This is a genomic window from Streptomyces sp. ISL-87, assembly GCF_018614095.1.
Classification (GTDB): domain Bacteria; phylum Actinomycetota; class Actinomycetes; order Streptomycetales; family Streptomycetaceae; genus Streptomyces.
Genome location: NZ_JAGGOY010000037.1, coordinates 26,589 through 45,546 on the forward strand (window position 1 = coordinate 26,589; position 18,958 = coordinate 45,546).

Annotated in this window: 16 protein-coding genes; 1 reads left to right on the plus strand and 15 read right to left on the minus strand. The window is 73.7% G+C overall.

Features of this window, described 5'->3' with window-relative positions; all coding sequences use genetic code 11:
• Window positions 1-34: 34 nt before the first annotated feature.
• The 14 genes from J7I97_RS14440 to J7I97_RS14505 all read right to left on the minus strand — a co-directional run bounded on the left by J7I97_RS14440 (window position 35) and on the right by J7I97_RS14505 (window position 15,912).
• On the minus strand, window positions 35-439 hold the full coding sequence (locus tag J7I97_RS14440; protein WP_214934794.1) for a GNAT family N-acetyltransferase: 405 nt from the start codon (window positions 437-439) through the stop codon (window positions 35-37).
• A complete protein-coding gene (gene purB, locus J7I97_RS14445) occupies window positions 423-1,862 on the minus strand; it encodes an adenylosuccinate lyase (protein ID WP_308378349.1) in 1,440 nt (479 codons plus the stop codon). Before purB ends, J7I97_RS14440 begins: the two co-directional genes overlap by 17 nt.
• Complete coding sequence (locus J7I97_RS14450; RefSeq protein WP_214934796.1) at window positions 1,829-3,346, minus strand: glutamine synthetase family protein; 1,518 nt, start codon at window positions 3,344-3,346, stop codon at window positions 1,829-1,831. The genes purB and J7I97_RS14450 overlap by 34 nt, the downstream gene beginning before the upstream one ends.
• Before the next feature lie 20 nt (window positions 3,347-3,366).
• A complete protein-coding gene (locus J7I97_RS14455; RefSeq protein WP_214934798.1) occupies window positions 3,367-4,767 on the minus strand; it encodes an amidase in 1,401 nt (466 codons plus the stop codon).
• Window positions 4,768-4,839: 72 nt separating this feature from the next.
• Window positions 4,840-6,774, minus strand: a complete 1,935-nt coding sequence (locus J7I97_RS14460; protein WP_214934800.1) for a hypothetical protein — start codon at window positions 6,772-6,774, stop codon at window positions 4,840-4,842.
• The gene (locus tag J7I97_RS14465) at window positions 6,771-7,097 is read right to left on the minus strand and encodes a 4Fe-4S dicluster-binding protein (protein ID WP_214934802.1); all 327 of its coding nucleotides are present in this window, start codon (window positions 7,095-7,097) and stop codon (window positions 6,771-6,773) included. The genes J7I97_RS14460 and J7I97_RS14465 overlap by 4 nt, the downstream gene beginning before the upstream one ends.
• A 58-nt stretch (window positions 7,098-7,155) precedes the next feature.
• Window positions 7,156-8,658: a nucleotide pyrophosphatase/phosphodiesterase family protein gene (locus tag J7I97_RS14470; protein WP_214934804.1), complete on the minus strand. Its 1,503-nt coding sequence runs from the start codon at window positions 8,656-8,658 to the stop codon at window positions 7,156-7,158.
• Window positions 8,655-9,824, minus strand: a complete 1,170-nt coding sequence (eboE, locus tag J7I97_RS14475) for a metabolite traffic protein EboE (RefSeq protein WP_214934806.1) — start codon at window positions 9,822-9,824, stop codon at window positions 8,655-8,657. Before eboE ends, J7I97_RS14470 begins: the two co-directional genes overlap by 4 nt.
• Window positions 9,825-9,827: 3 nt before the next feature.
• Complete coding sequence (locus J7I97_RS14480; protein WP_214934808.1) at window positions 9,828-10,778, minus strand: TatD family hydrolase; 951 nt, start codon at window positions 10,776-10,778, stop codon at window positions 9,828-9,830.
• Window positions 10,779-10,783: 5 nt separating this feature from the next.
• Complete coding sequence (locus tag J7I97_RS14485; protein WP_214934810.1) at window positions 10,784-11,380, minus strand: EboA domain-containing protein; 597 nt, start codon at window positions 11,378-11,380, stop codon at window positions 10,784-10,786.
• Entirely contained in the window at window positions 11,377-12,228 is an 852-nt protein-coding gene (locus tag J7I97_RS14490) for a sugar phosphate isomerase/epimerase (protein WP_214934812.1), read from the minus strand. Before J7I97_RS14490 ends, J7I97_RS14485 begins: the two co-directional genes overlap by 4 nt.
• Window positions 12,225-13,421, minus strand: coding sequence for an SCO3242 family prenyltransferase (locus J7I97_RS14495; protein ID WP_214934814.1), 1,197 nt, complete (start codon window positions 13,419-13,421; stop codon window positions 12,225-12,227). The genes J7I97_RS14490 and J7I97_RS14495 overlap by 4 nt, the downstream gene beginning before the upstream one ends.
• Window positions 13,418-14,548, minus strand: coding sequence for an inositol-3-phosphate synthase (locus J7I97_RS14500; protein ID WP_308363496.1), 1,131 nt, complete (start codon window positions 14,546-14,548; stop codon window positions 13,418-13,420). Before J7I97_RS14500 ends, J7I97_RS14495 begins: the two co-directional genes overlap by 4 nt.
• A gap of 272 nt (window positions 14,549-14,820) precedes the next feature.
• On the minus strand, window positions 14,821-15,912 hold the full coding sequence (locus J7I97_RS14505) for a ScyD/ScyE family protein (protein WP_214934818.1): 1,092 nt from the start codon (window positions 15,910-15,912) through the stop codon (window positions 14,821-14,823).
• 240 nt (window positions 15,913-16,152) lie between these two features.
• Here J7I97_RS14505 and J7I97_RS14510 point away from each other — a divergent pair, with 240 nt between their 5' ends.
• Entirely contained in the window at window positions 16,153-17,187 is a 1,035-nt protein-coding gene (locus J7I97_RS14510; protein ID WP_251058811.1) for an acetylserotonin O-methyltransferase, read from the plus strand.
• A gap of 221 nt (window positions 17,188-17,408) precedes the next feature.
• Here the strand turns inward: J7I97_RS14510 and J7I97_RS14515 are convergent, their stop codons facing one another.
• Window positions 17,409-18,944 (minus strand): FAD-dependent monooxygenase, encoded by a 1,536-nt coding sequence (locus tag J7I97_RS14515; protein ID WP_251058812.1) that lies wholly within the window; start codon window positions 18,942-18,944, stop codon window positions 17,409-17,411.
• Between the last annotated feature and the right edge of the window lie 14 nt (window positions 18,945-18,958).

Here is an 18,958-nt window from a genome sequence, read left to right on the forward strand (position 1 = left end):
CGGTACAGCGCGGGACTCGACCGCATGGAGTTCCTTAAGGGTTGAGCACCCACGCGGAGTTGTGCTGCGTGAAGCCGATGCGCGGGTAGTAGTCCACCGCCGCCGGGGCGGACAGCAGCACGATCTTCACGCCCGGGGCCTCGGCCTGCGTGGCCTTGATCAGGGCGCGGCCGATGCCGGAGCGCTGCTGGTCCAGCGAGACGGCGATGTCCGACAGGTAGGTGACGTAGGAGAAGTCGGAGACGGCGCGCACGATGCCGATGAGCGCGCCCTCCTCGTCACGGGCGACGAGCACGAGGTTGGCGTGCTTGACCATCGCGGCGAACCGCTCACGGTCCTCGATCGGGCGCCGCTCGCCCAGACCCGAGGCGCGGTAGACCTCCAGGACCTCGTCCAGGTCCAGGTCCGCGCCCTCGACACGCTCAATCTTCCAGCTCACGGAGCTTCTCCAATCGGTTTCGAATCACGTCGTGGTTGACAAGGAAGCGCTCCGGCTTGAGGCCCCCGAGGTCTATGCCGCCCTTGGCGAGGGAGTCGCCGAAGTGGTCGCCGGTGGCGATGGTGTGGTTCGCGGCGGCCTGCACGCTGCGGTAGGCCTCCTCGCGCTCCACGCCGTCGCTGAGCAGTTCGGCGAGGACCGACGAGCTGTAGACGAGGCCGTCGGTCTGGTCGATGTGCGCGCGCATCCGGTCCGGGTGGACGGTGAGCGATTCCAGCAGGTCGGCCATCTTCGTCGCCTGGAAGTACGCCACGGACAGGCTGTCGGGCAGGATGACCCGCTCGACCGACTGGTGGGCGAGGTCCCGCTCGTGCCACAGCGCCACGTTCTCGAGGGACATGTTGGCGTAGCCGCGCAGCAGCCGGGCGAGGCCGCACAGCCGCTCGCTGGTGGTCGGGTTGCGCTTGTGGGGCATGGCGCTGGAGCCCTGGTAGGCGGACGAGCGCTGCTCCTCGACCTCGCGGACCTCGGTGCGCTGGAGCAGCCGCAGCTCCAGGGCGATCTGCTCGACGCAGGCGCCCAGGGCGGCGACCGCCTGGAGCAGCTGAGCGTGCCGGTCGCGGGCGACGACCTGGCTGGGGGACGGTTCGACGCCGAGACCCAGGGCCTCGCAGACGTACTCCTCGACGAAGGGGTCGATGAGCCCGTACGTCCCGACCGAGCCGGAGATGGTGCCGACGGCGATGGCCTCGCGGGCCGCGGCGAGCCGCTTCAGCGAGCGTTCGACGGCGAAGGCGTAGCCGCCGAGCTTGTGCCCGAACGTGGTGGGCTCCGCGTGCACCCCGTGGGTGCGGCCGACCATCACCGTGTCCCAGTGCTCGAACGCCTTGTCGACGAGCACGCGCCGCAGCCGCCGGGCGGCGGCCGTCAGCAGGTCGGTGGCGCGGGCCAGGGTGAGGCCGAGCGAGGTGTCGACCAGGTCGTAGCTGGTCATGCCGAGGTGCACCCAGCGGGCGGAGGCCTCCGGAATCTCCTCGCAGTACGCGGCGAGGAAGGAGAGCACTTCGTGGTCGCGTTCCTTCTCGATCTCGGCGACCCGGGACGGGAGCGGCACCGGGGCCCGGCGCATGTCCTCGACGGCCTCCCCCGGGACGCGTCCGAGCCGCACCTGCGCCTCGGACGCGAGGATCTCGACCCGGACCCAGGTCTCGTAGCGCGACTGGTCCGAGAAGAGCTCCGCCATCTCGGGCAGCGTGTAGCGAGAAATCATGAAACGGCCTTCGTCCGTAGGGTGGGTGATGAGGGGCTCGTGCGTCTCGTACGGCTTGTACGTGCTGTACGGGCTGTACGGGCTGTACGGGCTGTACGGGCTGGCACGAGCGGTACGGCTCAGTACGCGCCGAAGTACTCGCGCTGCTCCCACTGCGTGACCTGCCCCGGGGCGGTGGCGGCGTGCAGGGCCCAGGCCTCGTACCGGTTCAGCTCGCTCTCCTTGAGCTTGGCCATGGTCGCGGCGAGCGGCGCGCCGAGCAGCTGGGCAGCCCGGCCGGAGCGGAAGGCGTCGAGGGACTCGCGCAGGGTCTGGGGCACGGTCTCGGGGGCGGCCTCGCCCGGCGCCGCCGCGTCGGCGGGCCGCGCCGGGGCGGCGGCCGCGGTGAGTCCGTCGAGCCCGGCGTGCAGCTGGGCGGCGATGTTGAGGTACGGGTTCGCGCAGGGCTCGCCCACCCGGTTCTCGATGTGCGCGCCGGCGCCGCTGCCGACCACGCGGAGCAGCGCGGTGCGGTCCTCGACGCTCAGGCCGATGCGGGTGGGGGCGAGCGAGTGCTGGACGTTCAGGCGCCGGTAGCCGTTGACCGTGGGCACGGACAGCAGGCACAGCTCGCGGACCCAGGACAGCAGGCCCTCGGCGTAGGCCTTGCCGTCGGGCGACATGCCGCTGGACAGGCCCTCGGCGCTGAAGAGGTTGCGGCCCGTGGCGTTCTCCACCACCGACTGGTTCAGGTGCCAGCCGCTGGGGTCCGCGCCGTCGAGCGCCGGCTGGGACATGAAGGAGGCGTGGTGGCCGCGCTCGGCGCACCAGCGCTTGGTAACGGTGCGGAAGAGCAGCATCGCGTCGGCGGTGTCCAGCGCGCCCATGGGGCTGAAGGTGGTCTCGACCTGGCCGGGGCCGGACTCGTGCTCCATCGACCGCACGGGCAGGCCGAGCTGGAGGAGGTGCAGCGCCAGCGGGTCGGTGACCGGGGCCACGGAGTCGTAGGCGGCGTCGAGGTTGAACTGGTAGCCCGCGTTGACCGCGGCCACCCGCGGGGCCTCGCCCTGGAGGCCGAACCCGTTGCCCTGGTTGCCGGGTTCGGCGTCGAGGCGGCGGGTGAGATACCACTCGACCTCCAGGCCGAGGACGGGGGACAGCCCCCGCTCGGCGTACCGGGCGAGGGTGCGGCGCAGCACCGCCCGCGAGGACAGCGGGTGCGGGGTGCCGTCGCGCAGGTACTCGTCGCCGATCACCCAGGCGGTGCGCGGCTCGGTGCCGGGCAGCAGCTGGAAGGTGGCCGGGTCGGGCACCAGGATGAAGTTGCCCGCGCCGGCGATCTCGTCGACGCCGATGCCGTGCTCGCCGAGGAAGTCGACGGCGACGGCGTGCCCGGTGTCGAAGATGAACGGGCCGGGGCTGAAGTTCATGCCGTTGCGCAGCACCGAGCGGAAGGCCTGGGCGGTGAGCGTCTTGGAGCGGGCCAGGCCGTGCGGGTCACCGAAGACGAGGCGGACGAAGTCGACCTGGTCGAGGCCTGCTTCGATGCGCTCCGCGGCGGCGAGCTGCGCCTCGTCCCACAGCTGGTGGTCGGCGACGAACGAGGGGGATCCGACACTGCCCTCGGCGGAGGGGGATGACCATGACCTGGCAAACATGGTTCAGAGCGTCCTTGTCGCTAGAGGGACTGGAGGGATACGGGGGCGGGGGCGGGCGCGGCCGCGGGCGGGTTCGGCAGCGGCGCGAGTTCCGCCTCCAGGCGGCGCGCCACGGTGAGCACCAGGTCGTCGGCGCCGACCGGGCCCACGAGCTGGAGCCCCACGGGCAGACCGGCGCGGGTCAGCCCGGCTGGGAGGGACACGGCGGGCTGGCCCGTCATGTTGAAGGGGTACGAGGCGGGCGCCCAGTCCAGCCACAGCAGGTCGCGCGGGTCGGCCGCCCACTCGGGGCCGATGGCCTCGGCGGCGAACGGCTCGACGGGCACGGTGGCCATGGCGAGCATGTCGTAGCGGTCCATCACCGAGCGCAGCGTGGTGCGCAGCCCCTGGCGGACCTCCTCGGCGCGCATCACGTCGGCTCCGCTGAGGGTGCGGCCGTGCCGGACGACCTCGAGGCGGCCCGCGTCGATCCACTCCTCGTCCTCGGGCGTGGTGCCCAGGGCCTCGGAGGCGGCGAGGATGTCGACGAGCGCGGGGTAGATGTTGTCGCAGCGCACCTCGATGTGCTCGACCGTGTGCCCCTGGGCGACGAGGGCGTCCCGGGCCTCCTCGGTGACGCGGCGCACCTCGGGGTCCGTACGGTCGTACTCGATCCAGCCGATCCGCAGCGCACGCCCGTCGCGGGGCACGTCGAGCGAACCGAGCGCGGAGTCGGGGTCGTTGAGGTGCGGGCCCGCGATGACCTGGCCGAGCAGAACGGCGTCGGCGACGCTCCGCGCGAGGGGGCCCTGGTGGGCGAGGCGGTCCGCGCCGTTGGGGAAGTACGGCACCCGGCCGAAGGACGGCTTGTAGCCGACCACGCCGCAGAACGCGGCCGGGATCCGGATCGAGCCGGACCCGTCGGTGCCCAGCGAGCCGTCGCACAGTCCGGCCGCCACCGCGGCGGCGGCCCCGCCGCTGGAACCGCCCGCGGTCAGCGCCGGGTTGTAGGGGTTGCGCGTGGGCGGAGCGACGCGGCCCACGGTGGAGGCGCTCCAGCCGTACTCGGAGGTGGTGGTCTTGCCCACGATGACGGCCCCTGCCGCGCGCAGGCGCGCCACGGCCGGCGCGTCCTGGAGGGGACGGTCGTTCGGCAGCAGCGAGCCCCGCGTGGTGGGCAGGTCGCGGGTCTGCAGCAGGTCCTTGACCGAGACGGTGACGCCCAGCAGCGGCATGTTCCGCCAGGCGTCGGCGCCGAGTTCGCGGATGCGTGCGTCGGCCTGCTCCGCCGCCTGGAGGGCGTCGTCGCCCGCGACGGCGACGTACGCGTCCAGGGTGTCCCGCTCGCGGACGGCGGTCAGGACGGACTGGACGTGCTCGGCTGCGGAGATGTCTCTGCGGCGCAGGAGCTCCATGGTGTGGCTGATGCCGCGGGCGGTCATCGGGCTCTCCTTCAAGAGCGCTCTCGGCAGGGCCGAAGGGCAAACGGGCGCGGGCGGGGCCCGCCGGGCGTGTCAGGACGCACGGCGGACCGGCCGGGTGGCGGCTTCGGCCTCCGCGGGTTCAGTGCCCGTGATGGCCTTCCAGTGCCAGGCGGCGTCGAAGGCGGTGATCTCCGCCGGCTCGCCTGCGGCGGCCAGGGCGGCGGCGTCGGCCGTGGCGCCGGCGATGAACGCCGACACACGGTGGGCGGCGAGCAGGTCCTGCTCGTCGAAGGGGGTGCCGTCGCAGCGCAGCAGGCGCAGGTCCATGAAGCCGTTGAACCGGTGCCCGTCGACCTCGACGGACTGCGGGGAGCGGACGGTGAACCGCACCAGGTTGTTGACGTGGCCGTGGTGGTGCTGGTCGGAGTAGAACGCGACGTCCGGGATGGTGGGCGGTACGAAGTGGTCGCGGGCGAGCACCTCGGGCAGCCGCGGCGCGTTGCCCGGGACGAAGTGCCACGAGTTGTACTGCATCCGCGAGGACATCGCCCAGGCGGTGTCGGCGAGCGTGGCGACGGAGTCCGCGAAGTGGCGGCGGGCCTGCGGCAGCGGCACCACGCAGCAGAAGAACTGGGTGATGTCCCAGTCGACGATCTCCGCCCAGCGCTCCTCGCGCAGTGCCCTGATGAGCTCGGGCAGCGAGCGCATGCCGCGGCTCATCGCGAAGTCGGCCTGGAAGGCCTCGGCGGACGCGGCCACGGCCTCGTACACGAGGGATTCGAGGCCGGTGGCGAAGTCGCCGTGCGGCTGGGCGAGCCACTGCGGGGACGCGGCGACCTCGCGGCCGAGCTCCTCCAGGGTGGTGCCGGTCAGCTGGAGGCGGTCGCGCAGCAGCGCGCAGACGGCGTCCTCGCGCGCGCGGGCCGCGTCGCCGGGGGCGTCGGCCACGCGCTCGATCTTGTGCATCAGGGCGCCGTGGATCTCGCGGTAGAGCTGGGCGCTCCCCAGGGCCTCCTGGCGGCGTTCGCGCAGCGCGAGGGCGAGGTCGCTGAGCGCCTCGACGCGCCGCGAGGCGGCCGGGGGAACCTGCTCGCCGCCCGGGATGCCGTTGTAGTTCTCGCGCACCCGCTCCAGCATGTACGCGACGTGGTCGACGGTCAGCTGGGTGCCGTTGGCCTCCTCGACCCGGCCGAACCCGGCCGAGCGGATGAGCAGCGTGAGGCAGACGACCAGCTGGACGTCGTTGTCCGACCAGACGTCCAGGGGCAGGCCCTGGAGGCTGCTGAGCGCGCAGTCCGGGTGGCCCGGCCACAGGGTCTTGCCGGTGAGGTTGTTCTGGCCGCGGAAGTTCGTGTACTGCTTCTGGTCCTGGTAGAGCACGAAGGGCGCGTTGCGCAGCGCCGCTTCCTTCGCCTGTTCGAGCAGCTCGTCGCGGCCCTCGGCGCCCTGCGCTTCGAGCCACTGGCGGCAGTCGGCGACGGACTCGGCGAGCCGGGCGGCGGCGCGGCCGGTCTCCTGCCGGTAGGCCTCCAGGACGGCGGGCGTCCACGGGACGCGCAGCACGCCGCCGACCAGGTCGCGCGGGTCGAGCGGTCCCTGGGAGGGGACGCGCAGGACGATGCGGCCGCTGGTGGCGAGGCCGAGCTCGCCGAGGAAGACGGGCTCGCCTCCTTCAACGTCCTCGGTGTCGCCGTACGTCGCGTCGCTGTTCCCGGCGCGCCAGGTCAGCCCGGTCAGCGCGTGGAGGGCGGCCTCCTCCGAGGTGCTCAGCGCACGCAGCTGGATGTCGGCGGGGACGTGGCCGTCGAGCGTGAGCAGTACCTCGACCGCGGAGCGCAGGTCGGCGGCTTCGGCGGCCTGCTCCCAGGCCTGCTTGAGCAGTCCGGGGAAGCCGGCGTCGGGCTCGCCCTCGCGGTCCGGCTTGAGGGTTCCGGCGGCGGTGCCGAGCCGGCTGGGGCGGCGGCTGATCCGCTTGCGGGCGTTGATCTCCCGGCGGGTCAGGCCGCGCTCGGAGGGTCCGGTCATGACGTGCCTCCGGCGGTGAGCTCGATGTGGTTCCACATGGCGTCGTCGGTCGGAGTCCAGTCCTCGTCGACGTAGATGCAGTCGACGGGGCACTCCAGTACGCACTGGGGGCAGCCCGAGCACAGCTCGGGGATGATCACGACGTCCAGCCCGCGGTCGAAGATGGCGCCGAACTCCGCCGGGCAGGCACGCAGACAGGTGTCGCACGTGATGCACTCGGACTTCTCGATGCGGCGCGGCGGCTTCTTCCAATCGGTGCGCGTGCGGTCGGCGATCCGCTGAGCCCGCGCGGACAGCTCATCCGTCGAAGCGATCTTTTCCACGGGCATGGACCCCTTTGAGTCTTCTCGGCCACTGCCGGAAACCGGATGGTTCCGATCGTCAACTGACGTTCTCGACCGGCCCCGGAGCGTCGGTTGTGGGCCGGTGGAGCCCGTGCGCGGCCTGGTCGGGCCGTCCGCCGAGCCCGGCGAGTTCCAGCAGCAGCGCCTTCACCCCGGTCGCCGCGACGCGGCCCGCCACCGCACCGGGCGCCGAGCACAGCAGGACCGGCCCGTCGTCCGGGTCTCCGGGTAGCCGGCCGTGGCTGCCGCGGACGGGGGCCGGGTCCAGGGGGACGACCGCCATCCGGTAGCGCATGCCGAGCTTCTTGCGGGCCAGGGCGCGGGCGGCCTTGACGCGGACGTACGGGTCGTCCGGGTCCATGAACAGCTCGGCGGGGTCGTAGCCGGGCTTGCGGTGGATCTCCACGAGCCGCGCGAAGTCGGGGGCGCGGGCGTCGTCGAGCCAGTAGTAGTACGTGAACCAGGCGTCCTGCTCGGCGACGGCCACCAGTTCGCCGGAGCGCGCGTGGTCGAGGCCGTGCCGCTTCTTGCCCTCGGCGTCCAGGACCTGGTCGACGCCTTCGAGGCCTTCGAGGGCCGCGCGCGCCGCGTCGAGGTCCTCGGGGCGGCGTACGTAGACGTGCGCGAGCTGGTGGTCGGCGACGGCGAAGGCGCGCGAGGCACCCGGGTCGAGGTACTCCATGCCGTCCTGGGTGTGGACTTCCAGCAGGCCGGCGCGGCGCAGGGCGCGGTTGACGTCGACGGGCCGGCGGACGCTCGTGATGCCGTACTCGGAGAGCGCGACGACCGTGCGGCCCTGCGCGCGGGCGTCGTCGAGCAGCGGGGCCAGGGCCGCGTCCAGTTCGGCGGCGGCCCGGTGGGAGCGCGGGTCGTCGGGGCCGAAGCGCTGGAGGTCGTAGTCGAGGTGGGGCAGGTAGGCCAGCGTCAGGTCGGGGCTGCGGGTGGCCATGATGTGGCGGGTGGCGTCGATGATCCACTGGGAGGAGGGCAGCCCCGCGCCGGGACCCCAGTACGTGAACAGCGGGAAGGTGCCCAGCCGCTCGGTCAGCTCGTCGTGCAGGGCGGCGGGCCGGGTGTAGCAGTCGGGTTCCTTGCGGCCGTCGGCGTAGTAGACGGGGCGGGGCGTGACGGTCCAGTCGGTGTCGGCGCCCATCGCGTACCACCAGCAGACGTTGGCGACGGTGTAGCCGGGGTGGCTGCGGCGGGCCGCGTCCCAGACCCGCTCGCCCTGGATCAGTTCGTGGCTCTGGCGCCACAGCAGGACCTCGCCGAGGTCGCGGAAGTACCAGCCGTTGCCGACGATGCCGTGCTCGGCGGGGGTGGCGCCGGTCAGGAAGGTGGCCTGCACCGAGCAGGTGACCGCGGGCAGCACCGTCTCCAGGGCCGCCTGGGAGCCCTGCCGGCCGAGGGCGGCGAGACGGGGCATGTGGGCGAGCAGCCGCGGGGTGAGGCCCACGACGTCCAGCACGAGCAGCGGCTCGGGGCCGGTGGCGGTGGCGGTGGCGGTGGCGGTGGCGGTCGGGGTGTCGGGGAGCGTCAACGGAGTTCCTTCAGGCCGTGGTCCGTCAGCAGGTCGCGGGCGAGGGAGAGTTCGGCGGCGATGCCGTCGGCGAGCTGGTCCGCGTCGCGGGGGCGCAGCGCGGGCGGCAGCGCCTGCCAGGTGTACGTCTCCACTTCCAGATGCCGGGTCAGCGGCCGCTCGGCGCCCACGAGGGCGGCGAGGGACTCCTTGAGCACGGGGAGGGTGGACGTCAGGGGCGCCTCGGGCGGCGTGTGCAGGGGTACGTGGAAGTGGGCGCGCCACGGCGTCGTGTCGGGCAGCGTCCCGCCGGCCAGGGCGGGCCCGAGGTCGTCGGTGCCGAGCAGGCCGCACTCGCCGCGGGCGCGGGTCTGGTGCAGGAAACGCGGTTCGTCGAAGGCGGACAGCGCGGCGCGCACCTCGGGCCGGCCGGGGTGCTCGGCGTGCAGGGCCGCGGACAGCTGGGCCTTGACCACGGGCACCCCGGCGGCGTCCAGGGCGGCGAGCGCGGTGTGCGGCTCCTCGAAGGAGGTGGCCAGGTGGCAGGTGTCGACGCAGATGCCGACGCGGTGGTGGCCGAGGCCGGTGAGCGGGCCGATGGCGTCGGCGGTGGTCTCCACCGCGCAGCCGGGCTCGGGCTCCAGGGCGACGCGGACGGAGCGGCCGCTCGCCTCGGCCAGGTCGTCGAGGCGTCCGGCGAGCTCGGCGAGGGCCGCGCCGGCGCGGGCCGCGCGGGGGCCGTCGTAGGCGGTGCGCCATGCCAGGGGCAGGGTGGAGATGGTGCCCTCGGCGGCGTCCTCGGGCAGCAGCGCGGTCAGGATCCGGGCGAGCGCCAGGGTGTAGTGGAGCCGCTCGGGGTCGGCCCAGTCGGGCCGGTAGACCCGGTACTTGACCTCCTCGGCGCCGAAGCCCCGGTAGGGGAAGCCGTTGAGGGTGACGACCTCGAGGCCGCGCCGGGTCAGTTCGGCGCGCAGGGCCCGCAGGGCGTGCGGGTCGGTGTCCAGGGTGCGGGCGGCGTCCTCGGCCAGCCACAGCCCGATGCCGAGGCGGTCGAGCCCCAGGCGGTGGCGCACCGGCTCGGCGTACGCGCCCAGCTGGGCGAGGACGCCGTCCAGGGTCTCGGCGGGGTGCACGTTGGTGCAGTACGCGAGGTGGACGACCGAGCCGTCGGGGTGGCGGAAGCGCACCGGTCACGCCCCGGCGGGGACGGGCCGGGCGGTCGCGGAGGTCGCGGAGGTCGCGGAGGTCGTGGAGGTCGCGGAGGTCGCGGGCGGCTTGGGGGCCCCGGTGGTCTTGGGGGCCCCGCGCAGGATCGAGTTGCCCTCGTGGGTGGCCCCGGCGGCGGGCGCCTCCAGGCGCAGGCGGCCGCTGAGGGAGTAGAAGGCGACGGGGTTGCGCCACAGCACCAGGTCCACGTCGTCCTCGGTGAACCCGGCCGCGAGCATGGCCTCGCCTACCTTGCGGGTCTTGAGCGGGTCGCTCTTGCCCCAGTCGGCGGCGGAGTTGACCAGCACCTTCTCGGGCCCGAACTCCTTGAGGACGGCGACCATGCGCTCCTCGTCCATCTTGGTGTCCGGGTAGACGGAGAAGCCGAGCCAGGCGCCGCTGTCCTTGGCGTCCTTGACCGTGGACTCGTTGAGGTGGTCCAGGAGGGAGCGTTCGATGCCGAGGGCGGAGGCGCGGACCACGTCGATGGTGCGGCGCAGGCCCTCCAGCTTGTCCCGGTGCGGGGTGTGCACGAGGGCGGGCAGGCCGTGGTCGGCGGCGAGCTGGAGCTGGAGCTCCATGGCGATGTCCTCGGCCGGCGTCATCGAGTCGTAGCCGATCTCGCCGACGGCGACGACCTGGTCCTTGGCCAGGTAGCGGGGCAGTTCGTCCAGCACCGGGGTGCAGCGCGGGTCGTTCGCCTCCTTGGGGTTGAGCGCGATGGTGCAGTGGTGGGAGATCCCGTACTGGGCGGCGCGGAAGGGCTCCCAGCCGAGCAGCGTGTCGAAGTAGTCGAAGAACGACGCCGGGGAGGTGCGGGGCTGGCCCAGCCAGAAGGACGGCTCCACGACCGCGCGGACGCCCGCCGCGTACATCGCCTCGTAGTCGTCGGTGGTCCGCGACGTCATGTGGATGTGCGGGTCGAAGATTCGCATGTCTCTTAGAGCTCCTCGGTCAGGGCGAGCAGGTGGCGCAGGTCCTCGGGGACCTCACGGCCGGCGGCGGTGCGCTCGGCGGCGTAGGCGGTGAGCATCCGGGCGAGTTCGCCGTCGCCGCGGGCGCGGTCGCCGAGACCGGCGACGACGGCCAGGGGCACGCCGGTGAACAGGCATTTGAGTACGGCGTGCCGCCAGGCGTGCGGCGACAAGTGCCGGGCCGCGTACGGGCCGACGGCGGCGGCGACCAGGCTGGTGTCGTTGGCGCGGAGCGCGTCCTCGACCAGCGGCACGCCGTCGGCGGGGCCGAGGTCCAGGCTCGGCAGGGCGAGCAGGACGGCGCGGCGTTCGGCGGCCGTGCCCTGCCGGTAGAGCCGGGTGGTATCGGCGGGGCCGGGGCGGGCGGCGAGCAGGAGCAGTACGCGTGCCGCGTCGGGGTCTCCGCCGCCGCACCTGCGGCCGGCCTCGGCGAAGCGCAGCTCCCAGGCGGGGGCGTGGGCGGCGGCCTCGGCGCGGGCCGCGTCCAGCCAGTGGCGGGCGTCGTCGTCGAGCTCCTGGTACAGCTCGGTGTCGGGGTGGCCGGTGTACGGGGCGGCGGTCATCTCGTCCCTCCATTTCGCAAGAACCGCAGGGACTGCGCGGCGAGTTCGGGCCCGGCGTGGGAGTGGCGGGGCAGTTCGACGACGGTCAGCCCCTGGTAGCCGGTGGCCGCCAGGGCGTCGAGCACGGGCGGGAAGTCGATCTCGCCGTCGCCGAAGGGCAGGTGCTCGTGGACCCCGCGGCGCATGTCCTCGATCTGCACGTGCCGCAGCCAGGGCGCCGCCTCGCGCACGCAGTCGGCCGGGGATTGCGGCTCCAGGCACTGGCAGTGCCCGATGTCGAGGGTCAGGCCGAGGAGGGCGGGGTCGGGGTCGCCGAGGTCTGCGCGCAGCCGGTGGAAGTCGGCGAGGGTGCCCAGCAGGTGGCCGGGCTCCGGTTCGATGGCGAGCGGTACGCCGCTGGCCTCGGCGGCGTCCAGGACCGGCCCGAGGGCCTCGCCCAGGCGCTTCCAGGCGGTGTCCTCGTCGACGCCGTCGGGCAGGATCCCGCTGAAGCAGTGCACGGCGTGCGCACCGAGCTCGGCGGCGATCCGCACGGCCCGGACCAGCAGCCGGACGCGGGCCCCACGGGCGTCCGCGTCCGCGTCGAGCAGGGTGGGCCCGTGCTTGCGGCGCGGGTCGAGGACGTAGCGTGCGCCGGTCTCCACCGTCACCCCGAGCCCGAGCTCGGCGAGCCGCCGGGCGGTGCGGGCGGTGCGGGCGGCGAGGTCGGGGGCGAAGGGGTCCAGGTGCATGTGGTCGAGCGTCAGCCCGACCCCGTCGTAGCCGAGGTCGGCCAGCAGCGCGAGGGCGTCCTCCAGCCGCAGGTCGGTCAGCCCGTTGGTGCCGTATCCCAGGCGGAGCCGGCTCATGTGCAGCTCACCTTCCGCGCCACGCGGGCGGCGAGGGGCGCGAAGGCGACGGTCAGGATCGCCGCCCCGGGCGCGCCGGACCGGGCCATGAGCCCGCCTTGCAGCGGCATCATGGCGCGGATCCCCCCGCCGACCGCCCGCTGGGTGAGCGCGGGTGACGGATTGAGGGCGGCGTGGAAGAGCGGGCGCGCGAAGGTCAGCCCGTACCCGGCGGCCATCGCCACCCGGACGACGTCCGGCGCGACCCCGGCGGCCCGGGCACGCCAGCCCGACTCGTCCCCGGCGGCAACCCCGCCGCGCCGGGCACGCCGGCCCGAGGCGTCGCCGGCCGCAGCCCCACCGCGACGGGCACGCCGATCCGAGGCGTCGTCGGCGGCAACCCCACCGCGACGGGCACGCCAGCCCGAGTCGTCCCCGGTGGCGGCCGCGGGGCGGCGGGCCAGGGCGGTGGAGAGGACGGCTGTCGCGGCGAGGGCCGCGAGGGGGGCGGTGGTAGAGCCGCCTTCGGCTTCGCGGCGGGAGACCACGGTGACGGCGCAGGTGTGGGCGCCCAGGACGGCTGCCGGGGCGAGGGCCGGGCGTACGGATCCGGACACCGCGGCCGCGCCCAGCAGGAGGTCCAGAGAGCGGGCGGCCGCCATCGCCACCGGGCCCGCCTTGGTGTGCTTGAGCTTCAGGTCGTACGCCCAGACCGTGGCGGCCAGCGGCACGGCGACCGCGAACGCGCCGCGGCCCGCCCGCGCCGCCAGGGCGAGGCCCGCAGCCGTGAGTACGCCGGCCGCCGCGAGGGCGGCCTCCGGACGGATGCGGCCCGAGGGCAGCGGCCGGTGCGGGCGCTCCAGCGCGTCCGTGTCCCGGTCCGCCCAGTCGTTGAGCGCCATCCCCGCCTCGTACAGGCACAGCGAGGCACCCACCGCCAGGGCGGTGCGCCCCCGGGGGGCCGCCCCGACGGCCGCGGCCCCCGCGAGGGCGTCGCCCGGCACCGTGAAAACGGCCGGAATCCTGAGCAGTTCCGCCCAGGCCCGGAGCCGCTCCCCGGCCGTGGGGCACGGGACGGCGGGCAGCGAGAGGGGCGCCGGCGTGGCCTTGGGACGGGCCTGCGGGGCGGGGCGCGTGCGCGGTGCCTCGCCGGCCGTGAAGCCCAGGCGCTGCGCCCACATCCGCACCGGGGGAAGGTGCGCGGGGGCGGTCATCGGGACTCCCCCAGCAGCTCGCCGAAGGCCAGCAGCGCCTCGTACTGCTCCGGCAGGGCCGAGCTGCCGCCGTCGGGGTCCTTGAAGTAGAAGCCGAGTTCGGGGCGCGGCCCGGACAGGCCGCGCTCGTGGGCGCGGCTCACCAGCCGGGCCAGGTCCAGGACCAGCGGCGCGGCGAGCGCCGAGTCGCAGCCCTGCCAGATCGTCTGGAGCACCATCCGCGTGCCGAGGAACCCGTCGAACGCGACGTGGTCCCAGGCCGTCTTCCAGTCCCCGAGCGCCGGCACGTCGTCGATGTGCACCTCGCCCTCGGGTACCGAGCCCAGGTTGTCGGCGAGCACCCGCTCCTTGCCGGCGTTCTTCGCCGCCGCGGCCGCCGGGTCGGCCAACGCGGCCCCGTCGCCGCCGCCCAGCAGGTTCGTGCCCGACCAGGCCCGTACCTCCAGCGCCCGCTGGTGGAACATCGGCGCGAGTACGGCGCGCAGCAGCGTCTGCCCGGTCTTGCCGTCGCGGCCCGCGTACGGGAGGCCCGACGCCGCGGCCGGCGCGACGAGTTCCGGGTGGTTCAGCCCGGCCGATGGCGTGAAATTGACGTAGGCGCAGCCGGCCTTCAGGGCCGCCGCCGCGTACAGGGAGCTGGCCGGCAGCGCGCCGGCGGCCGGGACCGGCTCGGTGGAGGCGACGTTCACGACGACCGCGCGGGCGGCGCCGGTGGCGCGGACGAACTCCGCCATGTCCGCGGCGAAGGCGGCGATCAGTTCCTCGGGGCCGCGCTCGTCGCCCGGCTGCGGCCCGCCCGGGCGGATGCGCTCGTCGGCGGCGGCCAGTTCGGCCCGCACGGCGGCGGGCAGCCAGTGCGGCAGCACGCCCTGGGCGGCCAGTTCCTCCGCCCGCTTGGGCAGGGGGGCGACGCTCGTGTCGTGTCCGCCGAAGACCAGTGACGACAGCGCCGGCAGGCCGCTGCCGGCGAAGGCGGGGGTCTCGGTGACCAGTCCGGTGGGCGGCTGGAGCCCGGCCGCCAGTGCCGCGCAGCCCGCGACCGCCGTGGTGGCGACCGACCCGCGGGCCCCGACCAGCCACACGCCGGTCAGGCCTGCGGCGTGAGGGGTCTCGGTGTGAAGGGACACGGGCAGCCTCCATGGACGTCGGCGCAAGTCGATGCCCGGCCAGGATGCCGAGCCGCCCGGCTCCAAGACGCCCTTCTCCAGCGGCTGTCGAGCGGCGTCCGAGCCGCTTCCCATCGGGGCCCCGCCGCGTCGCGGCCCCGGCCGCCGCAGGCCACGAGCGGCGAGCACGCCCGCCCGGCCACGCACAGCCGACGGCCCCCACGGCCGACGGCCCCCGCCGGTCCAGGGACCGGCGGGGGCCGTCGAGGGAGCGTGCGCGGTGCGCGCAGCCGTCAGTAGTGCACCTTCACCAGTTCGCCGCTGGTGCCGACGGTCTTGTTGGTGACGTACACGTCGCCGTACGCGTCGACCGCGAGGCCGGTCGGCTGGAGCAGCTTGTCACCGGTCGGGATCTCGTGGACCGCCTTGGTGAGCGTGTTGATCTCGGTCAGCGCGCCCGCCGACGGCGGGCCCATCAGGGTGGACTTGCTGTACGTCAGGGCGAGCAGGTCGCCCTTCCAGTCGAACTCCAGGTCGATCACGTTGGTCAGGCCGGTCACGAAGACCTCGGGCTGCTTGCCCGGCTCGACCTTCCAGATGCGCGAGGCGCCCACGTTGCCGCCGCTCATGTCGGCGATGTAGAGGGTGCCGTCCCAGTCCTTGACGATGCCGGTCGGCACCGACTCGGCGGCGGTGCCGTTTGCCAGCTGGTTCTTGGGCAGGACGTACGCGGTGGAGGTGGTGGCGTCGCTGGCGCCGCGGACCACGTCGTTGGCGGCGGCGTCGGTGATCAGCCAGCCGGAGCCGCTGCGGACGAAGCCCATCGCGTTGGCGTTGATGTCGCCGCCGTCCGGGTTCAGGCGGGTCTCGTGGTCGACGAGGTCGGCGAGGATCTTGCCGTCGCGGGTACGGGCGAGCGTGCCCAGCGTCTTCGCGTTCGCGCCGAGCGCGGTGCGGTCGGCGGTGGTGCGGTTGCCGCCGAAGTTACTGAGGTAGGTGTAGCCGCCGTTCGGGTCGGGCACGACCTCGACGGGGCCGCTGGCGATGACCGGGGCGCCGGTCGCCGCGCCCGCGGCGACGGAGGAGAGGCCCGTCACGACACGGCCCTTGGTGCTGCCCTTGACCTTGTAGATGGCGCCGGTGGCGCCCGCGCACTGGACGCCGGCGGCGCAGCCCACCAGGCCCTCGCCGGCCTCCGCCACGAGCACGGTGCCGTCGTACAGCGCGGTGACGCCGCGGGGGTTCTTCAGCCCGGTGGCGATGACTTCCAGAACCGCGTCGTCCGTGGTGGCCTGAGCCGGGCCGGACAGCAGCGGCGCGACGACGATGCCGGCCGCGCCCGCCGCCAGGAGGGCCTTCTTCCAGGACTTGCGTGAACTCGACATGTCTCTCCCTAGTCGGCGCTCCCCCGTATGTCCGGGAGCGGTTGTGAAACCTGCGCCAAGATAGGCGAGAAATAGTCTGTGTATAACTGCAGAATTTCCGCGGTTGAACAGAAGGAACGCGCACGCCAGGGGAATTCGAGTACGACTCCAGGGCGCGTCGAGTCGTTTGCCTATCGTGGTAGTAACGGGTCCCTTCCGGCGGTTGGGACAGAATTCACGCTGCTGCCATGGAGGAATCGCATGCCCGCATTGCCGCCCCCGCCCGCTCAATTCGCTCCGTTCGCCCTGCTGGAGCTGACCATGGGCTCCATGGTCACGCAGGCGATTCACGTCGCCGCCGAACTGCGCGTCGCCGAGGCGCTGCAGGACGGTCCGCTGGGTCCCCAGGAGATCGCCGAGCGGGTCGGCGCAAACGCGGAGGCCGTGGACCGGCTGCTGCGCCTGCTGGCCAGCTACCACATCTTCGAGGGCCAGGCGGACGGCACGTACGCGCTGACCCCGATGGGTGACGCGCTGCGCGCGGACCACCCGCTGACCATGCGCGACATCGCCGTGCTGATGGGCCACCCGATCCACTGGGAGGACTGGAGCCACCTGCTGGACTCCGTCAGGACCGGCGAGCCGAGCCTGCCGAAGCTGCGCGGCATGGGCGCCTTCGAATACCTGGAGCAGAACGCCGAGTACGGCGAGGTGTTCATCAAGGGCATGGGCAACATGTCCGACACCGAGACCGTGCCCGTGGTCGCCTCGTACGATTTCTCGCAGTTCGGCACGGTCGTCGACTTCTGCGGCGGCCGCGGCGGACTGCTCGCGGGCATCCTGGAGAGCGCCCCGGACACGCGCGGCATCCTCTCCGACCCCCGGGTCGAGGGCAACGGAGCCGCCGAGTTCCTCGCCGAGCAGGGTGTCGCGGACCGCGCCACCACCCACGCCGGCGGGCTCTTCGACGCGGTCGTGGAGGGCGGCGACGCGTACGTCCTCAAGCACATCGTGCACGACTGGCCCGAGCACCAGGTGCTGGAGATCCTCAAGAACGTCCGCGCTGCCATCAAGCCCGGCGGCAAGCTGCTGCTGGTCGAGATGGTGATCCCGGAGGGCGAGCTCAACGCCCCGCACTCGGGCAAGCTCGTCGACATGTGGCTGATGCTGCTGGTGGGCGGCAAGGAGCGCACGGCCACGCAGTACGCCGACCTGGTCGCCCGGGCCGGCTTCAAGCTGGAGCGCGTGGTGGAGACGGGCTCCCCGGTCTCGATCGTCGAGGCCATTCCGGTCTGATCCCCTCAGGTCTGATCCCCCATCAGGCCCGCTCATCGACCCCGGCTCCGCGATCCCCCGACGCGGAGCCGGGGTTTCTTCGTGCCCGCGCGGAACCCCGTACCCGCATGCCCCGCGCACCCGCCCGTCGCGCCCGCGTCCCCTCGTGCCAACGCACGAAGAAGCGCCCCTGCCCCACCGGCGTACCGGTGGGGCAGGGGCGCGTCCCCTGGGGGAGGGGTTCAGTCGGCCGGTCCGAACCAGCGCTCGAGCGCGGCCGTGAGGCCCTGCTCCGCGGAGGATCCGGCCCAGGCCACGTAGCCGTCGGGGCGGACCAGCAGGGCCGTGGTGCCGGCCAGCGGGTCGGGTCCGTCGGTGGGCTTGGCGTGCACGGTCGCCACGTCCACCCGGCCCTGCCAGGCAGCCGCCGTACGGCGCACCCCGTCGTCGTCGGCCAGGTCGAGCAGCACACCGTGCCCGGGGTGCAGCAGCTCGGTGATGCGGGTCTCGCCGTCCGCGCCGACCAGCAGCCGCGGCGGCATCCGGCGGCCCAGCAGCGCGTGGTCCGCGTCGCCGACCGGAGCGTCGCCGAGGTCGTAGCGGATGTCGAGGTGGCTGACGATGCCGGCCAGGTGCCGCTTGACCTCGTCGTACTGGACGAGCTCCTGGAACAGCTCGCGCAGCGGCTGCGCCTGCTCGCCGCCGAGGAACACCGTGCCCTGGGCGCGGGTGTTCATCAGCAGCCGCTTGCCGACGGGATGCCGCTCGGAGTGGTACGTGTCGAGCAGGGAGTCCGGCGCCGTGCCGCGTGCCACGGAGGCCAGCTTCCAGCCGAGGTTGACCGCGTCCTGCACACCGGTGCTCAGACCCTGGCCGCCGGCCGGGAGGTGGATGTGCGCGGCGTCGCCGGCCACCAGGACCCGGCCGCGCCGGTACTCGGAGGTCTGGCGGGTGGCGTCGGTGAAGGAGCTGACCCACTTGGCGCCGCCGCCGTGGATGTCCTCGCCGGTGATGTGCTCCCAGGCGTCGGCGACCTCCTCGAAGGGGACGCTCGCGTCGCGGTCGCTGGCCGGGGTGCCGTGCGGGCAGGCGATGATGCGGTCCACGCCGTCACCCAGCGGGCCGACCATCACCATGCCGTTCGGCAGCTGCTCGCCGAGGTAGCGCGGGCGCAGGTCGCAGCCGACCACGTCGGCGACGTACATCTTCCGGCTGGCCGGGATGCCGGGGAAGTCGAAGCCGGCCGCCCGGCGGATGGTGCTGCGCGAGCCGTCGCAGGCCACCAGGTAGGAGGCGCGCAGCCGCTGCTCCCCGTCCGGGGTGTTGACGGTGATCTCGACGGCGTCGCCGTCCAGGAAGCCCTCCGCCAGCTCCGTGAACTCCCAGCCGCGCCGGATGTCCGCGCCGAGCTCGGTGGCCCACGTCTCCAGGGCCTCCTCGGTCCGCCACTGCAGTACGCCGCGGGCGCCGAAGTGGGCGTCCTCCAGCGCCGTGTAGTCGAACTGGACGCCGCCGAAGTGGCCCATCGGCATCGTCTCGAGCTGTCCCCACCGGGGCAGCAGTCCGCGCTGGTCGAACGACTCCATGGTGCGGGCGGTGAAGCCCAGGCCCCGCGACTGCATGGTGGGGTCGGTCAGCCGCTCCGTGACGATGACGCGTGCCCCGCCCAGGCGCAGTTCCCCGGCGAGCATCAGGCCGGTCGGACCGGCTCCGACGATGATGACATCGGTGTCCACCGCTGTCCCTTCCATGGTGTTCCCTTCCTCGAGATACGTCATTTGGCGTTCCACCG

Coding starts and splice junctions, on each gene's coding strand:
- J7I97_RS14510 (WP_251058811.1), top strand. CDS start 16,153: ATGCCCGCATTGCCGCCCCCGCCCGCTCAATTCGCTCCGTTCGCCCTG.
- J7I97_RS14480 (WP_214934808.1), bottom strand. CDS start 10,778: ATGCGAATCTTCGACCCGCACATCCACATGACGTCGCGGACCACCGAC.
- J7I97_RS14490 (WP_214934812.1), bottom strand. CDS start 12,228: ATGAGCCGGCTCCGCCTGGGATACGGCACCAACGGGCTGACCGACCTG.
- J7I97_RS14515 (WP_251058812.1), bottom strand. CDS start 18,944: ATGACGTATCTCGAGGAAGGGAACACCATGGAAGGGACAGCGGTGGAC.
- J7I97_RS14485 (WP_214934810.1), bottom strand. CDS start 11,380: ATGACCGCCGCCCCGTACACCGGCCACCCCGACACCGAGCTGTACCAG.
- J7I97_RS14455 (WP_214934798.1), bottom strand. CDS start 4,767: ATGACCGCCCGCGGCATCAGCCACACCATGGAGCTCCTGCGCCGCAGA.
- J7I97_RS14505 (WP_214934818.1), bottom strand. CDS start 15,912: ATGTCGAGTTCACGCAAGTCCTGGAAGAAGGCCCTCCTGGCGGCGGGC.
- J7I97_RS14450 (WP_214934796.1), bottom strand. CDS start 3,346: ATGTTTGCCAGGTCATGGTCATCCCCCTCCGCCGAGGGCAGTGTCGGA.
- J7I97_RS14460 (WP_214934800.1), bottom strand. CDS start 6,774: ATGACCGGACCCTCCGAGCGCGGCCTGACCCGCCGGGAGATCAACGCC.
- J7I97_RS14495 (WP_214934814.1), bottom strand. CDS start 13,421: ATGACCGCCCCCGCGCACCTTCCCCCGGTGCGGATGTGGGCGCAGCGC.